Annotated in this window: 17 protein-coding genes; 8 read left to right on the forward strand and 9 right to left on the reverse strand. The window is 61.5% G+C overall.

Annotated features, from left to right (window positions below; all coding sequences use genetic code 11):
• Positions 1-35 precede the first annotated feature (35 nt).
• The 7 genes from BMY06_RS06115 to BMY06_RS06145 all read left to right on the forward strand — a co-directional run bounded on the left by BMY06_RS06115 (position 36) and on the right by BMY06_RS06145 (position 7,114).
• A complete protein-coding gene (locus BMY06_RS06115) occupies positions 36-992 on the forward strand; it encodes a flavin reductase family protein (RefSeq protein WP_074982046.1) in 957 nt (318 codons plus the stop codon).
• A gap of 183 nt (positions 993-1,175) precedes the next feature.
• Positions 1,176-2,207, forward strand: coding sequence for an ABC transporter substrate-binding protein (locus tag BMY06_RS06120; protein ID WP_065061012.1), 1,032 nt, complete (start codon positions 1,176-1,178; stop codon positions 2,205-2,207).
• A gap of 62 nt (positions 2,208-2,269) precedes the next feature.
• A complete protein-coding gene (locus tag BMY06_RS06125) occupies positions 2,270-3,151 on the forward strand; it encodes an ABC transporter permease (protein ID WP_074982048.1) in 882 nt (293 codons plus the stop codon).
• Position 3,152: 1 nt separating this feature from the next.
• Positions 3,153-3,947: an ABC transporter permease gene (locus BMY06_RS06130; RefSeq protein ID WP_065060824.1), complete on the forward strand. Its 795-nt coding sequence runs from the start codon at positions 3,153-3,155 to the stop codon at positions 3,945-3,947.
• A gap of 31 nt (positions 3,948-3,978) precedes the next feature.
• Complete coding sequence (locus BMY06_RS06135) at positions 3,979-5,076, forward strand: ABC transporter ATP-binding protein (protein WP_074982050.1); 1,098 nt, start codon at positions 3,979-3,981, stop codon at positions 5,074-5,076.
• A 12-nt stretch (positions 5,077-5,088) separates the two neighbouring features.
• Positions 5,089-5,796, forward strand: coding sequence for a GntR family transcriptional regulator (locus tag BMY06_RS06140; protein WP_074982051.1), 708 nt, complete (start codon positions 5,089-5,091; stop codon positions 5,794-5,796).
• A 157-nt stretch (positions 5,797-5,953) separates the two neighbouring features.
• Positions 5,954-7,114: a porin gene (locus BMY06_RS06145; RefSeq protein ID WP_074982053.1), complete on the forward strand. Its 1,161-nt coding sequence runs from the start codon at positions 5,954-5,956 to the stop codon at positions 7,112-7,114.
• A 72-nt stretch (positions 7,115-7,186) separates the two neighbouring features.
• On the opposite strand, the gene BMY06_RS06150 is transcribed toward BMY06_RS06145, so the two are convergent.
• The 8 genes from BMY06_RS06150 to BMY06_RS06185 all read right to left on the reverse strand — a co-directional run bounded on the left by BMY06_RS06150 (position 7,187) and on the right by BMY06_RS06185 (position 15,185).
• Positions 7,187-8,041: a DUF2145 domain-containing protein gene (locus tag BMY06_RS06150; protein ID WP_074982055.1), complete on the reverse strand. Its 855-nt coding sequence runs from the start codon at positions 8,039-8,041 to the stop codon at positions 7,187-7,189.
• Positions 8,038-8,502, reverse strand: a complete 465-nt coding sequence (locus BMY06_RS38495; protein ID WP_065060819.1) for a hypothetical protein — start codon at positions 8,500-8,502, stop codon at positions 8,038-8,040. Before BMY06_RS38495 ends, BMY06_RS06150 begins: the two co-directional genes overlap by 4 nt.
• A 309-nt stretch (positions 8,503-8,811) precedes the next feature.
• Positions 8,812-10,227, reverse strand: coding sequence for a purine-cytosine permease family protein (locus tag BMY06_RS06160; protein ID WP_231957591.1), 1,416 nt, complete (start codon positions 10,225-10,227; stop codon positions 8,812-8,814).
• 112 nt (positions 10,228-10,339) lie between these two features.
• The gene (locus BMY06_RS06165; protein ID WP_074982056.1) at positions 10,340-11,809 is read right to left on the reverse strand and encodes an aldehyde dehydrogenase; all 1,470 of its coding nucleotides are present in this window, start codon (positions 11,807-11,809) and stop codon (positions 10,340-10,342) included.
• 12 nt (positions 11,810-11,821) lie between these two features.
• Positions 11,822-12,859 carry an LLM class flavin-dependent oxidoreductase gene (locus BMY06_RS06170; RefSeq protein WP_074982058.1) on the reverse strand — a complete coding sequence of 346 codons (1,038 nt, stop codon included), beginning with the start codon at positions 12,857-12,859 and terminating at the stop codon, positions 11,822-11,824.
• Positions 12,860-12,870: 11 nt separating this feature from the next.
• The gene (locus BMY06_RS06175) at positions 12,871-13,794 is read right to left on the reverse strand and encodes a flavin reductase (RefSeq protein WP_074982060.1); all 924 of its coding nucleotides are present in this window, start codon (positions 13,792-13,794) and stop codon (positions 12,871-12,873) included.
• Position 13,795: 1 nt separating this feature from the next.
• Positions 13,796-14,614, reverse strand: a complete 819-nt coding sequence (locus tag BMY06_RS06180) for an alpha/beta fold hydrolase (RefSeq protein WP_074982061.1) — start codon at positions 14,612-14,614, stop codon at positions 13,796-13,798.
• A complete protein-coding gene (locus BMY06_RS06185; RefSeq protein WP_065060815.1) occupies positions 14,583-15,185 on the reverse strand; it encodes an amino acid synthesis family protein in 603 nt (200 codons plus the stop codon). The genes BMY06_RS06180 and BMY06_RS06185 overlap by 32 nt, the downstream gene beginning before the upstream one ends.
• Positions 15,186-15,370: 185 nt before the next feature.
• On the opposite strand from BMY06_RS06185, the gene BMY06_RS06190 reads away from it, so the two are divergent.
• Positions 15,371-15,655, forward strand: coding sequence for a DUF1330 domain-containing protein (locus tag BMY06_RS06190; RefSeq protein WP_065060814.1), 285 nt, complete (start codon positions 15,371-15,373; stop codon positions 15,653-15,655).
• Between the two features lie 22 nt (positions 15,656-15,677).
• Here the strand turns inward: BMY06_RS06190 and BMY06_RS06195 are convergent, their stop codons facing one another.
• Positions 15,678-16,544 (reverse strand): MFS transporter, encoded by an 867-nt coding sequence (locus BMY06_RS06195; protein WP_244144274.1) that lies wholly within the window; start codon positions 16,542-16,544, stop codon positions 15,678-15,680.
• Positions 16,545-16,573: the final 29 nt, after the last annotated feature.

Here is a 16,573-nt window from a genome sequence, read left to right on the forward strand (position 1 = left end):
CCGTTTAGCGAATATCTGGAATCGTGGAGAGCATCATGTCTGAGCCGAATATCGAACCGATTTTCGATGTTGCCGAGTTTCGTCGCGCGCTGGGCGCATTCGTCACCGGCGTGACGGTGGTCACCACGATTCAGCCGGACGGTACGCCGCGTGGGTTCACGGCCAATTCGTTCACGTCGGTGTCGCTCGATCCGCCGTTGATTCTCGTGTGCATTGCGAAGACGGCGTCGAGTCACGGTGTGTTCTGCGCCACCGATCACTTCGCGGTCAGCGTGCTTGCGGAAAGCCAGAAGGGCGTGTCCGGCGTATTCGCGTCGAAATCGGCCGACAAATTCGATCAGGTGGACTGGCGCGCCCGCGCGACCGGCGCGCCGGTGATGGACGGCGCGGCGGCAATATTCGATTGCCGCACGCATGAAGTCGTCGATGCGGGCGATCACATCATTCTCATTGGGCGCGTGGTGGATTTCGTGCATACGAATGCTTCGCCGCTCGGTTATTGCCGTGGCGCCTACGTCAATTTCAGTCTCTCGCAGGACGCGCTGGCGGCAACCGGTGCGCGCGCGCAGGTCGGCGCGATCCTCGAACATCGTGACGGTCTGATCCTGCTGGAAACGCCGGACGGATTCCAGTTGCCCACAGGCGTCAAACTCGAACCGGCAAGCGACGCGGCAAGCCTGCGCGGCGTGCTCGCGAAACTCGGCCTCGCGGCGCATCTCGACTTCCTGTTTGCGGTATTCGAATCGGGGCAAGGGCCGTCGTCGAGCGTGCAGGTGTATTACCGCGGCCGCGTGAACAGTAGCGCTGCGGCGATGATGGACAATGCGATTCATATCGTTCCGCTCTCGCAGATTCCGTGGAGCAAACTTCGCGACGAAGCCGTGCGCGCGATGTTGCAGCGCTATGTGCGCGAACGCAGCGAGGACGCTTTCGGTATTTATGTCGGCGATAACGAAGCTGGCACGGTTCAGGCACTTGCCGTGGCTCACTGATCGCGTGCGGCAGTGGAGCGACTAAAACACGGCTGAAAAGCGACCGAAAATCGGATCGCAATCCGGTATGACAATCAGGATCACGAATTAAAGTAAATGAAGCAAAAAATGAAGCCCGCGCGACGTTCGACGCCGGCCCGACCGTTACACGATTGAGCACCACCGATTCCCAAGGACATGGATATGAACAGCACACGCACCCTCATGATGACGCCGCTGATCGCACTGTGCGCGGCCGCCTTTACCGCAACGCCCGCGCTCGCTGCGGACCCGGTCGTCTTCACGAGTTGGGGTGGCACCACGCAGTCTTCGCAGCAGAAGGACTGGGCGCAGCCCTTTACGCAATCCAGCAGCGTCAACGTATTGATGGACGGTCCCACCGACTACGGCAAGCTCAAGGCGATGGTGGATAGCGGCAACGTGAACTGGGACGTCGTGGACGTGGAAGGCGACTTCGCCTACGCTGCGCAAAAGGCCGGGCTGATCGAGCCGATCGACTACAACGTTGTCAAGAAGGCCGATCTCGATCCGCGTTTTTCGAGCGGCAGCGCGGTCGGCAGCTTTTATTATTCGTTCGTGCTCGGCTACAACAAATCGAATTTCAAGGGCGCGCAGCCGCAAACCTGGGCCGACCTGTTCGACACGAAGAAATTCCCCGGTAAGCGCACGTTCTATAAATGGTCCGCACCGGGCGTGCTGGAAATCGCCTTGCTCGCCGACGGCGTGCCGCCCAACAAGCTTTATCCGCTCGATCTCGACCGCGCATTCAAGAAGCTCGACACCATCAAGAGCAGCATCGTCTGGTGGAGCGGCGGCGCGCAATCGCAGCAGTTGCTGGCTTCGGGCGAAGCGCCTATCGGCATGTTCTGGAATGGGCGCTTGCATGCGCTCGAACAGACGGGCGTGCCGGTGGGCGTGTCGTGGAATCAGAACCTGACGGCCGCCGACATGCTCGTGATTCCCAAGGGCGCGAAGCACAAGGCCGAAGCGATGAAGTTTCTCGCTGTGGCGACGAGCCCGCAGGCGCAGGCGAAATTCGCGCAGGACACGGGCTATGCGCCGATCAACGTGAAGTCGGCGGCGATGATGCCGGCAGCGGTCGCGAAGACCTTGCCGGACCAGTACAAGACGTCGCAGATCGATCTCGACATGAAGTATTGGGCCGACAATCGCGACGCGATTGCGAAGCGCTGGTACGCCTGGCAATCGAAATAACGACACGCGCCTGATCGCACCGTATCGCGATTGAATGGCTGCAGGAGACCGCAGGAGACATCATGCCGAACGCTTTGAGTACCGTCGCCCATCCGCCGGCGCGGTCGCCGCGCGCGCGCCGCGACTGGCGCAACATCCGCCTTCTGATTCCGGGGATCGTGCTCCTCGTGATCTTTTTCATGCTGCCGGTGCTGTCGCTGCTGTTGCGCAGCGTGCTGGAGCCCACGCCGGGTTTGCATAACTACGAGCAGTTGCTCGGCTCGTCCACGTATTTGCGCGTATTCGGCAATACCTTCCTCGTCGCGACGGTCGTCACGGTGGTGACAGTGGTGATTGGTTTTCCGACTGCATGGCTGCTCGCCATTGCGCCGCGCAAACTGAGTTCGCTGTTGTTTTCGATTCTGCTGCTTTCGATGTGGACCAATCTGCTCGCCCGCACATTTGCGTGGATGGTGCTGCTGCAGGCAACGGGCCCGATCAATCGCCTGCTGATGGCGACCGGACTCATCAGCGAACCGCTGGCGCTCGTGAATAATCTCGTCGGCGTGACAATCGGCATGACCTACATTATGTTGCCGTTTCTCGTGATGCCGCTGCACGCCACGCTGCGCAGCATCGATCCGTCCACCTTGCGCGCGGCGGCCGTGTGCGGCGCGAGTCGCTGGCAGGCGTTCTGGCGCATTCTCGTGCCGTTGGCGATGCCCGGCATCGCCTCGGGCGCGCTGATGGTGTTCGTGATGGCGCTCGGCTATTTCGTCACACCGGCGCTGCTCGGCGGCGCGCAATACATGATGCTCGCCGAACTCGTCGCGCAACTCGTGCAGGAACTGTTGAACTGGGGACTCGCCGGCGCCGCGGCTTTCGTGCTGCTCGCCGTCACGCTCTCGCTGTACGCGCTGCAATTGCGGTTCACGGGCGGCGCGCGCGTCAACGGAGGGCTCTGACATGTTGCTCGATTTCGACCGTCTGGGCGCGCTGCGTTGGGCGTTGCTCGCGATCGGCGCTGCCGTCGCCCTGTTTCTGTTGTTGCCGATCGTGTTTATCGTCGCGTTGTCGTTCGGCGATTCGCAGTGGCTGATTTTTCCGCCGCCGGGCTGGACGCTGGAGTGGTATCGCCAGTTGTTCACCGATCCGGGCTGGCTCGATTCGCTGCTGACGAGCGCGAAGCTCGCGGTGATCGTCACGGTGCTTTCCGTGCTGATCGGTTTTCTCGCTTCGCTTGCCTTGGTGCGCGGAAAATTTCGCGGACGCAGTGCTGTCAAAGCGTTCTTTCTCACGCCGATGGTGTTGCCCGTGGTGGTGCTGGCCGTCGCGCTCTACGCGTTCTTTCTGCGCATTGGCCTGAACGGCACGATGACCGGTTTCGTAATTGGTCACGTGATTATCGCGCTGCCGTTTTCGATTATCTCGATCAGCAATTCGCTGTCGAGTTTCGACACCGCGCTCGAAGATGCCGCGCTCATTTGCGGAGCGTCGCCGCTCGAAGTGAAACTGCGCGTGACCTTGCCCGCCATCCGGCTCGGTCTTTTCGCCGCGGCGATTTTCGCGTTCCTCGCTTCGTGGGACGAAGTGGTGGTGTCCATTTTCATGTCGAGCCCGACCTTGCAGACGCTGCCTGTGCGTATCTGGGCGACGCTGCGCCAGGACCTGACACCCGTCGTGGCGGCAGCGTCTTCGCTGCTCGTCGGACTCACGACGCTTTTGATGCTGGCCGGCGCCGTATTGCGCCGCGCGCGCTAAACCGATCTCGCGATTACAGAGGTAACCCGCCATGACTTCCGCATTCCTGCAAATCCAGCGCTTGCGCAAGACCTACGACGACGTTGTCGCCATCGATCAGGTTTCGCTCGATGTGCGCAAGGGCGAATTCATGACCTTCCTCGGGCCGTCGGGCTCGGGAAAAAGCACGACGCTTTATATTGTCGCGGGCTTTCAGGAGCCGACCGAAGGCCGCGTGCTGCTCGACGGCAAACCGTTGCTGTCGGTCGCGCCGAATAAACGCAATATCGGCATGGTGTTTCAGCGTTATACGCTGTTTCCGCATTTGACGGTCGGTCAAAACGTGGCGTTTCCGCTGCGCGTTCGCCGCCGTCCCGAAGCGGAAATCAAAAAGAAAGTCGAACAGATGCTGGCGCTCGTGCATCTTTCGGAGTTTCGCGATCGTATGCCCGCGCAACTCTCGGGCGGTCAGCAGCAACGCGTGGCCATTGCGCGCGCGCTCGCATACGACCCGCCGGTGCTGCTGATGGACGAACCGCTTTCCGCGCTCGATAAAAAATTGCGTGAAGAGATTCAACTCGAATTGCGCCGCATCCATCAGGAAACCGGCGTGACGATTCTCTACGTGACGCACGATCAGGAAGAGGCATTGCGGCTGTCCGATCGCATTGCCGTCTTCAATAAAGGATGCATCGAACAATGCGGAACCGGCGAGGAGCTGTATGCGAATCCCGCTTCGCGTTTCGTGGCGAATTTCATCGGCAATTCGAATTTTCTGCCGGTGCGTATCACGGGCCGCGCGGCGGAACAGGCGAGCGCGGTGTTTCCTAGCGGTCACGCTGTCGCGGCGGCCAGCGATATCCCGCTGCCCGTGGGCGGTGACGGCACGCTGATGGTGCGCCCCGAGCAGATCCGCATTCGCGCCACAGAAGCCGCGCATCGAGCGACGCAAGCGGCCGGGTTGCCGGTAACGGTGCGTGACATCACCTATCTCGGCGATGCGATGCACTACGCGGTGACCACGCCGTGGGAGCAGGATATGTCGGTGCGTATGCCGGCGGGCGATCATCGCGACAGCGGCATCGTCATCGGCACGCATGCGTGGATCGATTGGGACACGCGCGACGTGCGATTGTTCGCGCAGGCTTAATCGGGAGTCGCGATGCAAGACACGTCAGCGTCCCTGAAGGTCGAGCGCCGGACCATCACGTTGCGGGAACTCGCGCTCGAGAAAATGCGCAGCGCCATTTTCGACGCGCGTTTCCTGCCGGGCGACCGGCTGGTCGAGCGCGCGCTTTGCGAGGAACTCGGCGTGAGCCGCACCGTCGTGCGGGAGGTGCTGCGCCATCTGGAAACGGAAGGGCTCGTCGATATCCTGCCTAACCAGGGGCCGATCGTCGCCGTGCTCGATCTCTCGACGGCGGCCGAAATCTACGAAATTCGCGGCCTGCTGGAAAGCGAAGCGGCTGCGGCCTGCGCGCACTATGCCGACGCCGCGACCATTGCGGAACTCTCTGCACGCGTCGGCGAGATTCAGCAAGCCTTTCACGCGCAGGATCATCGTGCGGTGCGCGCGCTCACGACGGCGTTCTACGAGCGCATGTTCGTCGCCGGACACAAGCTTGTGGCGTGGGAGATCGTGCAATCGCTCACGGCGAGAATCAACCGGCTGCGCGCGCTCACGATTGCATCCGACGATCGCGGCGATCAGGCGGTGCAGGAAATGCATCAGATCCTCGCGGCGATCCGCACGGCCGATATCGAAGCGGCGCGCGGCGCGGCTATCGCCCATGTGCGCCGTGTTGCCGAAATCGCCGAAAAACTGCTGGCAGGCGGACAAGAGCAAGTCTTGTTGAGGCGCGCCAGTTGATCGTATGAACCGGTGCGACTCCTGCTAACGGAGTCGCATCGCGCATCGTCTGATTAATTTGTACTGCAAATAGATCATCCATCACTTATCACAAAAACCGCGCGTGCGTCCGTTTCGCGGCGGGGTACGCGCGCATTCAACGAGGAGTGAAGAAGGCATGGAAAATCGGGGTAACAGATTATCCGTCGCGTGCGTCGTGGGCGCTAGCGCATTGGTCGCGGCGAATGCGCATGCTCAATCGTCGGTGACGCTTTATGGCGTGATCGACGAAGGGATCGATTATGTGAGCAATAGCGGCGGCCATTCGCTGTGGCGCATGCGCGATGGCACGTACGACGGCGCGTACGGCAGCCGCTGGGGTTTGAAAGGCACCGAGGATCTCGGTGGCGGTTTGAGCGCGCTGTTCAGGCTCGAATCGGGTTTCAGCACGGAGAATGGCCAGATGCGTCAGGGCGGCCGCCTGTTTGGACGCCAGGCGTATGTGGGGCTGTCGGACACGCGCTTCGGCACGGTTACGCTCGGGCGGCAATACGACTCAGTGGTGGATTATCTCCAGCCGCTTACCGCGCCGGGCCAACTGGGCGGCCCGCTCGTGCACGCCGGCGATATCGACAATACCGACAATTCCTTCCGCGTCGATAATGCGATCAAATACGCGAGCCCCAAGATTGGCGGCCTCACTTTTGGCGGCCTCTATTCCTTTACCAATACCAATGCGGCGGGACGCGGCACGACGGGTTTGTGGAGCATCGGCGCAAACTACGCGTTTGGCGGTTTCACGATTGCGGGCGCGTATCTGTTTGCGAAGCAGCCAGCTGCGCTGCTCACGGACGGCAATTACGTGAGCAACACGACGGGCGCGGAAATCGGTGCGAGCGGTCCGTTCAGCTACGTGGGCAACCCGGCCAACGAACAGATTTTCGGCGCGGCCATCAACTACGCGCTTGGTTCGGCCACGCTCGGCCTCGACTACACGAACACCAAGTTCAACGAGGCGAACGGCACGCAGGGCACGGTCATCTTCACGAACTATGAAGCGTGGGGCCGTTACAACCTCACGTCCGCATGGTACGTGGGCGCGCAATACGTCTACACGCACGGCAACATTGGCTACAGCCAGGCGATTCCGATTTACCACCAGGTTGGGCTGACGACGGCGTATGCCTTGTCGAAGCGCACGTCGGTCTACGTGATGGGCGTCTGGCAGAAGGCCGCGGGCGCCGCATCGAATGCCGATATCTTCGACGGCTCGGTGGCGTCGGCATCGTCGAACAATCATCAGACGATGGTGCGCATCGGCATGTATCACCAGTTCTGATCGGCAATAAAAGAGCCGGCTCGTCTGATCAACGAGCCGGCTTTCTCAGCGCGGGAAATCGAGGTGAAGCGTTTATTCCGATGCCGTTGCACTTGCGGTAGCGTTTCGCAACGGCAACTCAACCATTTGCGGTGCGGAGATCGGAATTACCTGCGTTTGCGGCGCGGCACTTTCTAAAAACCGAACCGTCGAGTCCACCGTTATGGTCTCGATATTGCCCGTCACGCGTTGATCAATCGGGTGATCGTCGAATGCCACATTTGCTTTGAACATGCGGCCGCCAAGACGCTTGAGCGTGCTGATTTTCAACGCATCGGGTTGATACGCAGAGCGCTTTAGCCAGGCTTGGGCGTCGGCGCGCTTTACGAACTGCTGGCCACTTAGCGCTTCGCTCAGGATCTCCAGTACCCATTGATTGGAATTCTGGTGCAGCGTGGAAAACGGATACGCGACGATGCTGTAGCTGCTCGAATGCATTTGCTCCAGCGCCGCTGGATTACGCAGCAGCTTTTCCAGACGATCCTGAATTTTCGCATCAGGAACGATCAGTAGCGAATCGAACGAAAACATGTCGTCGAGAAAGAAATTACCCAAACCCTCGCGCCAGAGTGCTGATGTCGCTTGCCCGCAATCGTTGAGCAGATGGCTGATCCGCCACGGTTCGCCAGCAGCCCCTCGTGCGACAAAGGCCATATGGGAGTAGCGCAGGCCATATTGCGACAAATCCTGACCTACACGGGCAATGAGCGCCACCTTGGGGGCTCGCTGATCGAGTTGCTGTTGCAATTGCGCGGCGGTTTGCAATGCGGTGCGCACGGTGCCGGGTTCGAGCGGTTTATCACTGCAGCCTTGTCCGGCCCAGACAGGGCTGGCAAGCAGCAGGGCGGCGGCAAAGGGCAACACGCCGCGTTTCACAATGCGTTTCATTCGGATACCAGCCCGGATTCGGCGTCCACACGGGAGTGGTGCAGTAATGCCTTGCCCGCTTCGTTGGGAATGAAGGCTAGCAGTTGGCCGGAAGCAATCAGCGCATAACCGGTAGCTTCCGAGACGACGTTCACGGCGGCGCCCACCGACAGGCCCGCTTTCCTGGCTGCATTGGTAGACACCGCTACCGTTGCTTTGCTGCCGTCTGCGACAGCTTTGAATACCACTGTAAGTGTGTCGGTCGTGCCTTCGACAATACTGGAGACAATGAGCCCGGAACCTGTGGCACCCGTTACTGAGCCTTCAAATGGGTGGCCCGTGATGGAAATCAGCGGAGAGGCGGCTATTGAAAGCGCACCGGCGCTACTCGTTTGCGATGCGTTCTCCGAAAACGCGGGTGCGGACCCCGTCGCAACGAGGCTGGTCATCGAGGCAATAAGAAAAGTCTTCTTGAAATTCACGGCTCCTCCCGGTCATGTGATTCGAAGTGCTCGGACGAACACAGCGAGCCGGCGGATCGTGCGGTATCGTTGTCCGGGTGGCAACGCGAAACGAGCGGGACCTTGTTGCGCGACAAGACGGTGGCATAACCAGGACAGTGCGACTCATGAACCATGAAGCGCGGGCTGTTATAACCCCACGCTGGGGTAGTCTTAGCGCGACCAATACGTGCATGAAAACGGCGACTGTCATTTGAGATGCCAATAAAAAAGCCGGCTCGTTTGATCAACGAGCCGGCTTTTTCAGCGCGGTAAATCGAGGTGAAGCGTTTATTCCGATGCCGTTGCACTTGCGGTAGAACGGCGCGGAGAACGCGAACCGCCATTCTGCGCCAGCAGATAATAGGCGAGGGCGGTGGCGACGAGGCCGACCATCCACGAGATATCCGCACCGCCGAGCAGCGAAGCCCACGGACCGTGGAAAAAGCTCTCTTCCATGAACGGCACCTGAATCACGATACCGAAAACGTACAGCGCCAGCGCTTTCACGTTGAACGCGCCATACATGCCGCCCGTGCTGCTGACGATTTCCGACACCAGATAGTGCCGCTTGTTCACCAGATAAAAGTCGACGAGGTTAATCGCAATCCACGGTGCGAGCACGATGCGCATGGCGAAGATCGCGGTCAGGAAAATGGCGATGAAGTTACTCGATGCCCACAGCGCGGTCGCGGTACATGCCACCAGCAAAATCGCCGAGACGGCGATTCGCACATTGCGGCCGGGCGTCCAGCTGGGACGGAACGTCTGCGCGGCGGTAATGCACGACAGCACGCCGCCATACAGATTCATGCCGTTGTGGCCAATGATGTTGACGAGGAAAAGAAAAATCAGCACATAGCCGAACATGCCCGTTTGCGTGCGGATGGCCTGCATCGCGTCAGTGGCGTGTCCGGTGCTCACAGCGATGACGCCGAATACGAAGGCGAAGATCGTGCCCAGCGAGGTGCCGAAATACGTGAATGCAAACGTCTTGGCGAAACCCGTCGATTCCGGCAGATAGCGCGAATAATCGGACGTATAGGGCGCGAAACTGATTTGCCAGACGGCGCACAGACCGAACATCGCGAACCAGCCCGAGAGATTGAAATGACCTTGCTGGAGCACGCTGGCGTTGAGGCTCGGCACCATCAGAATCATGCCGATCACGAGCGCGCCGCCCATGAACCACGCGCCGATCTTGTTGAAGCGGTGAATGAAGTTATAGCCGATCACACCCACGAGCGTGGCGAACACGGCGCCGAGCACCGTCGCGAGCGGAATGGGTACGGGCGGCGCCGCAGCGTGCAGCGTCTTGCCCGCGAGAATGATGTTCGACACGAAGAAGCCGAGATAGATCAGCGTGGTGAAACCGACCACAAGCAGCGAGCCGTAGCGGCCGAATTGCGCGCGGCTTTGAATCATTTGCGGCACGCCCACGAGCGGGCCCTGCGCGGAGGTGAGCGCGTGAAAAATCGCGCCGAAGAATTGCCCCGCCGCAATCGCGAGAATCGCGCTTACAAGATCGAGGTGAAAAATCAGAACCGACGTGGCGCCGGAAATTACCGCCAGCGGCGCGACGTTCGTGCAAAACCACAAGGTGAACAGATCGACAGGCTTGCCGTGCCGATGTTCAGGCGAAACGTATTCGATCGAATTGCTTTCGATGGTCAGAACGCTGTTGTCGTTCGTCGTGTTGGTCATCATGTCTCCATCTTTATTGCCTGGCTATGCTGCCATCAGCGTGTGTGGCGCGAGCCGCCTTGATGCTTTGTTGCGGCTTCGCGGCGGGCAGCCCGCACGAAGCCGCTGTGCGCGCCTAACGCATCACGAACGGATCGCTGATCGGCTCGTCCGATGTGCGCAGCCATACGGATTTGGTCGTCGTATATTCGAGCGCCGCCGCGAAGCCGCCTTCGCGTCCATGACCCGAAAGACCGAAGCCACCGAACGGCACGAGCGGCGACACCGCGCGATACGTGTTGATCCACACGATGCCCGAGCGCACGCGTTTCGACACACGATGCGCGCGCGTGAGATTGGTGGTGAATATGCCCGCAGCCAGACCATAGGCCGTGCTGTTGGCTTTCTCGATCGCTTCCTGCTCGGTGCTGAACGTGTCGACCGAAAGCACCGGGCCGAACAGTTCGGTCGTGATGCTGTCCGCGTCGGGCACGCTGCTGCAATCGAGAATCGTCGGCGCGTAATAGAAGCCGCCGCGATCGAGCGCCTTGCCGCCCGCGAGCACTTTCGCGCCTTGCTTCACGGAACGTTCGACCACCGCTTCGATGTTGCGCAATTGACGCTCGGTGCACAGCGGTCCGTATTCCGTCGCCATGTCGTTGGGCAGACCCACGCGAATGCGCGAGACGCGCTCGACCAGCCGCGCGAGAAACTCGTCCTTCACCGACGCTTCGATCAACAGACGCGAGCCCGCCACGCAGCTTTGACCGCTCGCCGCGAAAATCGCCGCGACCTGCGCATTCACCGCGCTCTGAATATCGCTGTCGGCGAACACGATGAACGGCGATTTACCGCCGAGTTCGAGCGAGACCTTGGCGAGGTTGTTCGCGGTGTTCGACACAATGTGCTTCGCGGTTTCCGGGCCGCCCGTGAAGGCCACTTTATCGACCTTCGGATGACTGCTGAGCACCGCGCCGCATTCCGCGCCGAAGCCGGTAATGACGTTCACCACGCCCGGCGGAAAGCCCGCTTCGTGCACGAGTCGCGCGAATTCGAGCAGGGGACCGGGCGCTTCTTCCGATGCCTTGAGCACCACCGTGCAGCCCGCGGCGAGCGCCGGGCCGAGCTTCACGGCGGAGAGAAACAACTGGCTATTCCACGGCACGATCGCGGCCACCACGCCCACCGGCTGACGTTCGAGCCAGACCTGCATGTCCGGTTTGTCGACGGGAATATGGCTGCCTTCGATCTTGTCGGCGATACCGGCGTAATAGCGGTAATACTCCGCGACGTACGCAATCTGGCTCGACGTCTCGCGAATGATCTTGCCGGTATCGTTGGTTTCAATTTCAGCGAGTCGCGGCGCGGCCTGTTCGACGAGCGCCGCGAGTTTATGCAGCAGCTTGCCGCGCGCCGATGCCGTGAGTCCCGCCCATGCAGCGTCGTTGAGCGCGCGGCTCGCCGCGTTCACGGCGCGGTTCACTTCGTCGCGGCGCGCTTCGGGCATTTGCGCCCACACGTCGCCCGTGGCCGGATTCACGCTGCCGAACGTCGCGGCGCCGGATTCGAACTGGCCGTCGATATACAGCTGAAAATGAACACTCATGGAATCACGACCTCACTTGAACGCAGGCATCACGTCGTTGATCATCCGCTCGAGCGACGCCTTCTTGCGCTCGAAACTCATGCCCGTATCGATCCAGAACGAGTACTCGTCGAAGCCGAGTTTCTCGTAGGCCTTCAGGCGCGCGATGACTTCCTCCGGCGTGCCGATCACGTTGTTCTTGCGCATCGCTTCCGGCGTGTAGAACGGATGCGCGGCAATTTCTTCCGGGCTCAGCGTCTTGATCATGCCCTTGCTGACCGGACGCTCATTCCTGAACCACGCGCCGAAGTAGTTGTAGAACACGTTGACTTCGTCGGCGGCCACCTGCGCGTCGTCTTCGCTGCTCGCCACGTAAGTGTGGCGCAGCAGCATGATTTGCGGACGCGGCATCTCGCTGAATTTTTCGCACGCGGCATTGAAATGGCCGACGAGTTTTTCGACTTCGTCGTCGCCGAAATGCAGCGGCGTGACCTGCACGTTGCAACCGTTGGACACGGCGAATTCGTGGCTGTTCGGATCGCGCGCCGCGACCCAGATCGGCGGATGCGGTTCTTGCAGCGGCAGCGGCGACGACGTGGTCGACGGGAATTTCCAGAACTCGCCCTCGTGCGCGTAATCGCCTTGCCAGAGCTTCTTCACGGCGGGAATCAGTTCGCGCATGCGCTGACCCGCGTTCCATGCGTCGAGGCCCGGCATCAGACGTTCATATTCGAACGAATATGCGCCGCGCGCAATGCCCAGTTCGAGACGGCCGTTCGTGATGATGTCGGTCATCGCGGCTTCGCCTGCGAGCTTGATCGGGTGCCAGAACGGCGCGATCACGGTGCCCGTGCCGAGACGCACGTTCTTCGTCTTGCTCGCGAGATCGACGAGATTGAGGAACGGATTCGGCGCGATCGTGAAGTTCATGCCGTGGTGCTCGCCGGTCCAGACGGCGTGCATGCCGCCGCGATCCGCGATCTGGCACAGCTCGACCATTTCTTCGTAGAGCTGCTTCTGGCTCGTCTGGTCGGAGACGCGCTCCATGTGAACGAAAAGCGAAAAACGCATGGGGTTACCTTTCAGGAAAGAAGCGGCCGGACCGTGCCGTTGCTGTGGTCGCCGTAGTACATGCCATAGCTTTTGAGCTGGCTCTCCTTGCGATAGCGCTGGAGCATGCTGGCCAGCGCGCTGTCCGCGAACTGGTCCGGCGCGATGTCGTCGAGGCTGACGAAATCGCCGGCCACCGCCGCTTCATCGGGCGCGCTGCAAAGGAACGAGATGTACTGGTAATGGGTTTCGGTGTTGTTGTACGCCGAATAGATGAAGCTCGCCGACGCATCCGGCTGGTACTGGCTGAAGAGGGCGGCGAGCGCTTTGTCCGCGCCTTCCTTGCCGATCTCTTTCGAAGGCAGACCCCATTTGTTGTCGGCAGTGCGCGTGAGCAGCACCTTGTCGTCGCGCGCGATGATCGCGTTGACGATGACCTTCGGGCCCGCGATCACTTCCGCCGAGACCTTGGCGGGCGTGAAATAGCCGCCGCGGTAATAGCCGAGGCCCGCATAACCCGCCGAATGAAACGCTTCCACCTTGCCGACGATCAGCGCGTGATCGCCCGCGTCGATGATCGCGTGCGTGGTGCAGTCGAACCAGGCGCTCACGTCGTCGATCAGCGGATTGCGGTTGGCGCTCAATTGCCAGTTCACGTTCGCGAAGCGATCGTCGCTCGGACGCGCGAACGTGTTCGACAGTTCCTTCTGGTTTTCCGCGAGGATGTTGATCGCGAAGTGCCCGGTGGTGGAAAACGTCTGATAATTGCTCGACGTCTTCGCGATGCTCACGAGCAGCAACGCGGGGTCCAGCGACACCGACGAAAACGAGTTCGCGGTAAAGCCGAGCGGCTGGCCGTCGTCGCGCGCGGTCGTGACGATCGTCACGCCCGTCATGAACGCGCCGAAGGCGTCGCGCAATTCCCGGGTGTTGATTTTGAGTGTCTCTTGGCTCATTTCACACTTCCGACTTCGTGAGTTCCGCAACCGGCGCGGTCTGCAACCAGGCGCGCAGGGCGAGATTGACGGCTTCGGGCGCCGTCAGGTTCACCATGTGGCGCTCGTCATCGATCACGACGGCCTGGCCGTGGTGCGCCGCGGCGGCCATCTGGCGGGCCATCTCCGGCGTGGAGTTCGGATCGTCCGAACCCGTGAGCACGAGCGCCGGGCAGGCAATCGTGTGCCAGCCGTCGGCATAGACTTCGTCGCCGCGCGCGAAGGCCGTGTAAGCGGTGGCGTAACCCGCGAGATTTACGGACTTCAGCCACGTTTCGACCTTTTGCGCCGCGAGACGCTGGGCCTCGTCGGCATTGAACCAGCGCTTGAGCGGCGTGTCGATGTCGATGGTGCCCGAGCGCAGTTCGGCGGCGCGTTGCAGCACGGCATCGCGCGCCTGTTGCGTGCGGCGATACACGCCGTTCAGGACTGCCACGCGTTTGACGAGGTCGGGCCGCGTGACGGCCACGCCCGCCGCGATCAGCGAACCCATCGAGTGACCGGCCAGATTGACCGGACCGGCGTTCAGCGCCTCGATGAATTCGATCGCCCAGGCCACGAACTGCTGCAATCCTGCGTTGGCATCGAGCGCATCGCTGTCGCCGTGGCCCGGCATATCGACGGAAATCACGCGGAAATCGCGCCATAGATCCTCGATCTGCGGATACCACGCCTGCGCCTGCATGCCGACGCCGTGAATCAGCACCAGCGGCTCGCCCGCGCCCTGCTCCAGATAGTGCGCGGCGCGATTATTTGACAGCGGCAGGGTTCTTGAGATCATTTCCGAGCTCTGCGAGGTCCTGGTAACGGTCGCCAATGCGGTGATGCGGACGGCCACCGGTCGCGCCGCCGATGGCGATCACGAGTTCGTCCGCGGCGGGCGCGTCGGGGATCGAAAATTGCAGCGTCAGATAGTGCGAACGGCGGCCTTCGTCGTTCTTGTCCATCATCGGAATCAGCAGCGGCGCATTCGCCGGACCGCGCGTGTTGTTGAACGCCAGATACGACTTCGCGCCCACCGCGGAGCGGTACGTGTTACCGAAATGCAGCGTGTGGATCAGCGCCGACGCGTGTTCCAGTTCGCCCGAGGTGCCGACGATGGCGCTCTTGCCGAAGGCTTCCACCGCATCGCCCGAACCGGCTTCGTCGATGATCAGCTTGGTGAGGTGCTCGCTCAGTTGCGGCGCGATCGCGCGGATGTCCGCCGAGAGGTCTTCCACATAGCCGCGGCCTGCCCACGGGTTCTTGATGACCACGGCCGCGCCGATCATTTTGAGCGGCTTCGCAGCGGCTTTGTCGCCATCCACATAGACGGTTTCGACGTGAAGAATGGATTTGCGAATCAGGCTCATAGCAAGGTTCCTGGGTCCGTTGATGATGGAAGGCATTGTGGTATGCCATAGTACGGCGTACCATGCGTGTTAACCCTATCGATCCGGCGCAGGCCCGGCATCGTGGGAAAAAACGGCCCGTTGGGTTAGGGTTCGACGAACCGGCGCGCGAGCGCCAGAGACTGATCTGGAAACAGGAGGAAGAGATGGCGGCTTACTGGATTGCGCACGTCACCGTGCTGGACCCGGTGAAATACAAGGACTACACGGACATCGCGCCGGTGGCGTTCAAGAAGTACGGCGCGGTGTTTCTGGCGCGTGGCGGCGAGTCGCGCACGCTCGAAGGCGAGACGTTCCAGCGCCATGTGGTGATCGAATTCAAGGACATGGACACGGCGCTGGACTGCTATAACTCGCCGGAGTATCAGTCGGCGAAACTGAAGCGCGACGGGCATTGCGTCGCGCAGATTGCGATCGTCGAAGGGTTGTAAGCGACCATGCAAACGCGACGAATCAGGCGCGAGTGGCGAAGGCCGCGGCACGCGGGCCGCTCAGGCACGCACCGAGCGCGAGCAGCCCGAGTGCCGAAACTGAAATCGCTACCACCGTCAGGCTCGTGCCGAACACGGCGCTGACGCCGCTCGCCAGCAAGGCGGCGCTGCCGATCTGGCAGAACCCCACGAGTCCCGACGCGCTGGCCGCGCGTCCGTGCGGCGCGGCGATCGCACCCGATACCGCGAGCGACAGCGCCGAGCCATTGGCGAGACTGACGAGACACATCGGCAACACGACGGCGGGAATCGTCGTCACGCCGAGCGCGGCCACGACGAGAAACGCCGAGCCGCCCAGCAGGAAACTGACCACGCCTATCGTCACGATGCGATCGTACGGCCAGCGATCGAGCCAGCGCCGCGCCAGCAGATTCGCGACGATGATGCCGCCCGTGAGCGGCAGATACATCCAGCCGAGATGCGCTTCGCCGAGGCCGAGCCGCGCGAACAGAAATGGCGATTGAGTCAGATAGACGAACCACGCGCCATAGATGCAGCACACGACGACGGTGTAGCGTCGAAACGCGCCGTCGCGCAGCACCGCGCCGAACCCCTCAAGCGACGTCACGCGGCTGCGCGACGCGCGCGGATGCGTTTCCGGCAGCACCGCGCAGACGAGCGCGAACGCCACGGCCGCGAAGGCCGCGACGAACAGAAAATCCGCATGCCAGCCGAACGCCGCCGCCAGGTGGCCGCCGATAGCGGGCGCGAGCGCCGGCGACAACGACACCAGCGGATACACCACGGCGTAGACCTTCGCCGACACGTGCTTGCTGCAGGTATCCGCGATGATGGCGCGCCCGATCACGAGTCCGGATGCCGCGCCCACGGCCTCGATCCAGCTGCAATGCGTCGCGT

This window comes from Paraburkholderia tropica (assembly GCF_900109265.1).
Lineage (GTDB): Bacteria > Pseudomonadota > Gammaproteobacteria > Burkholderiales > Burkholderiaceae > Paraburkholderia > Paraburkholderia tropica.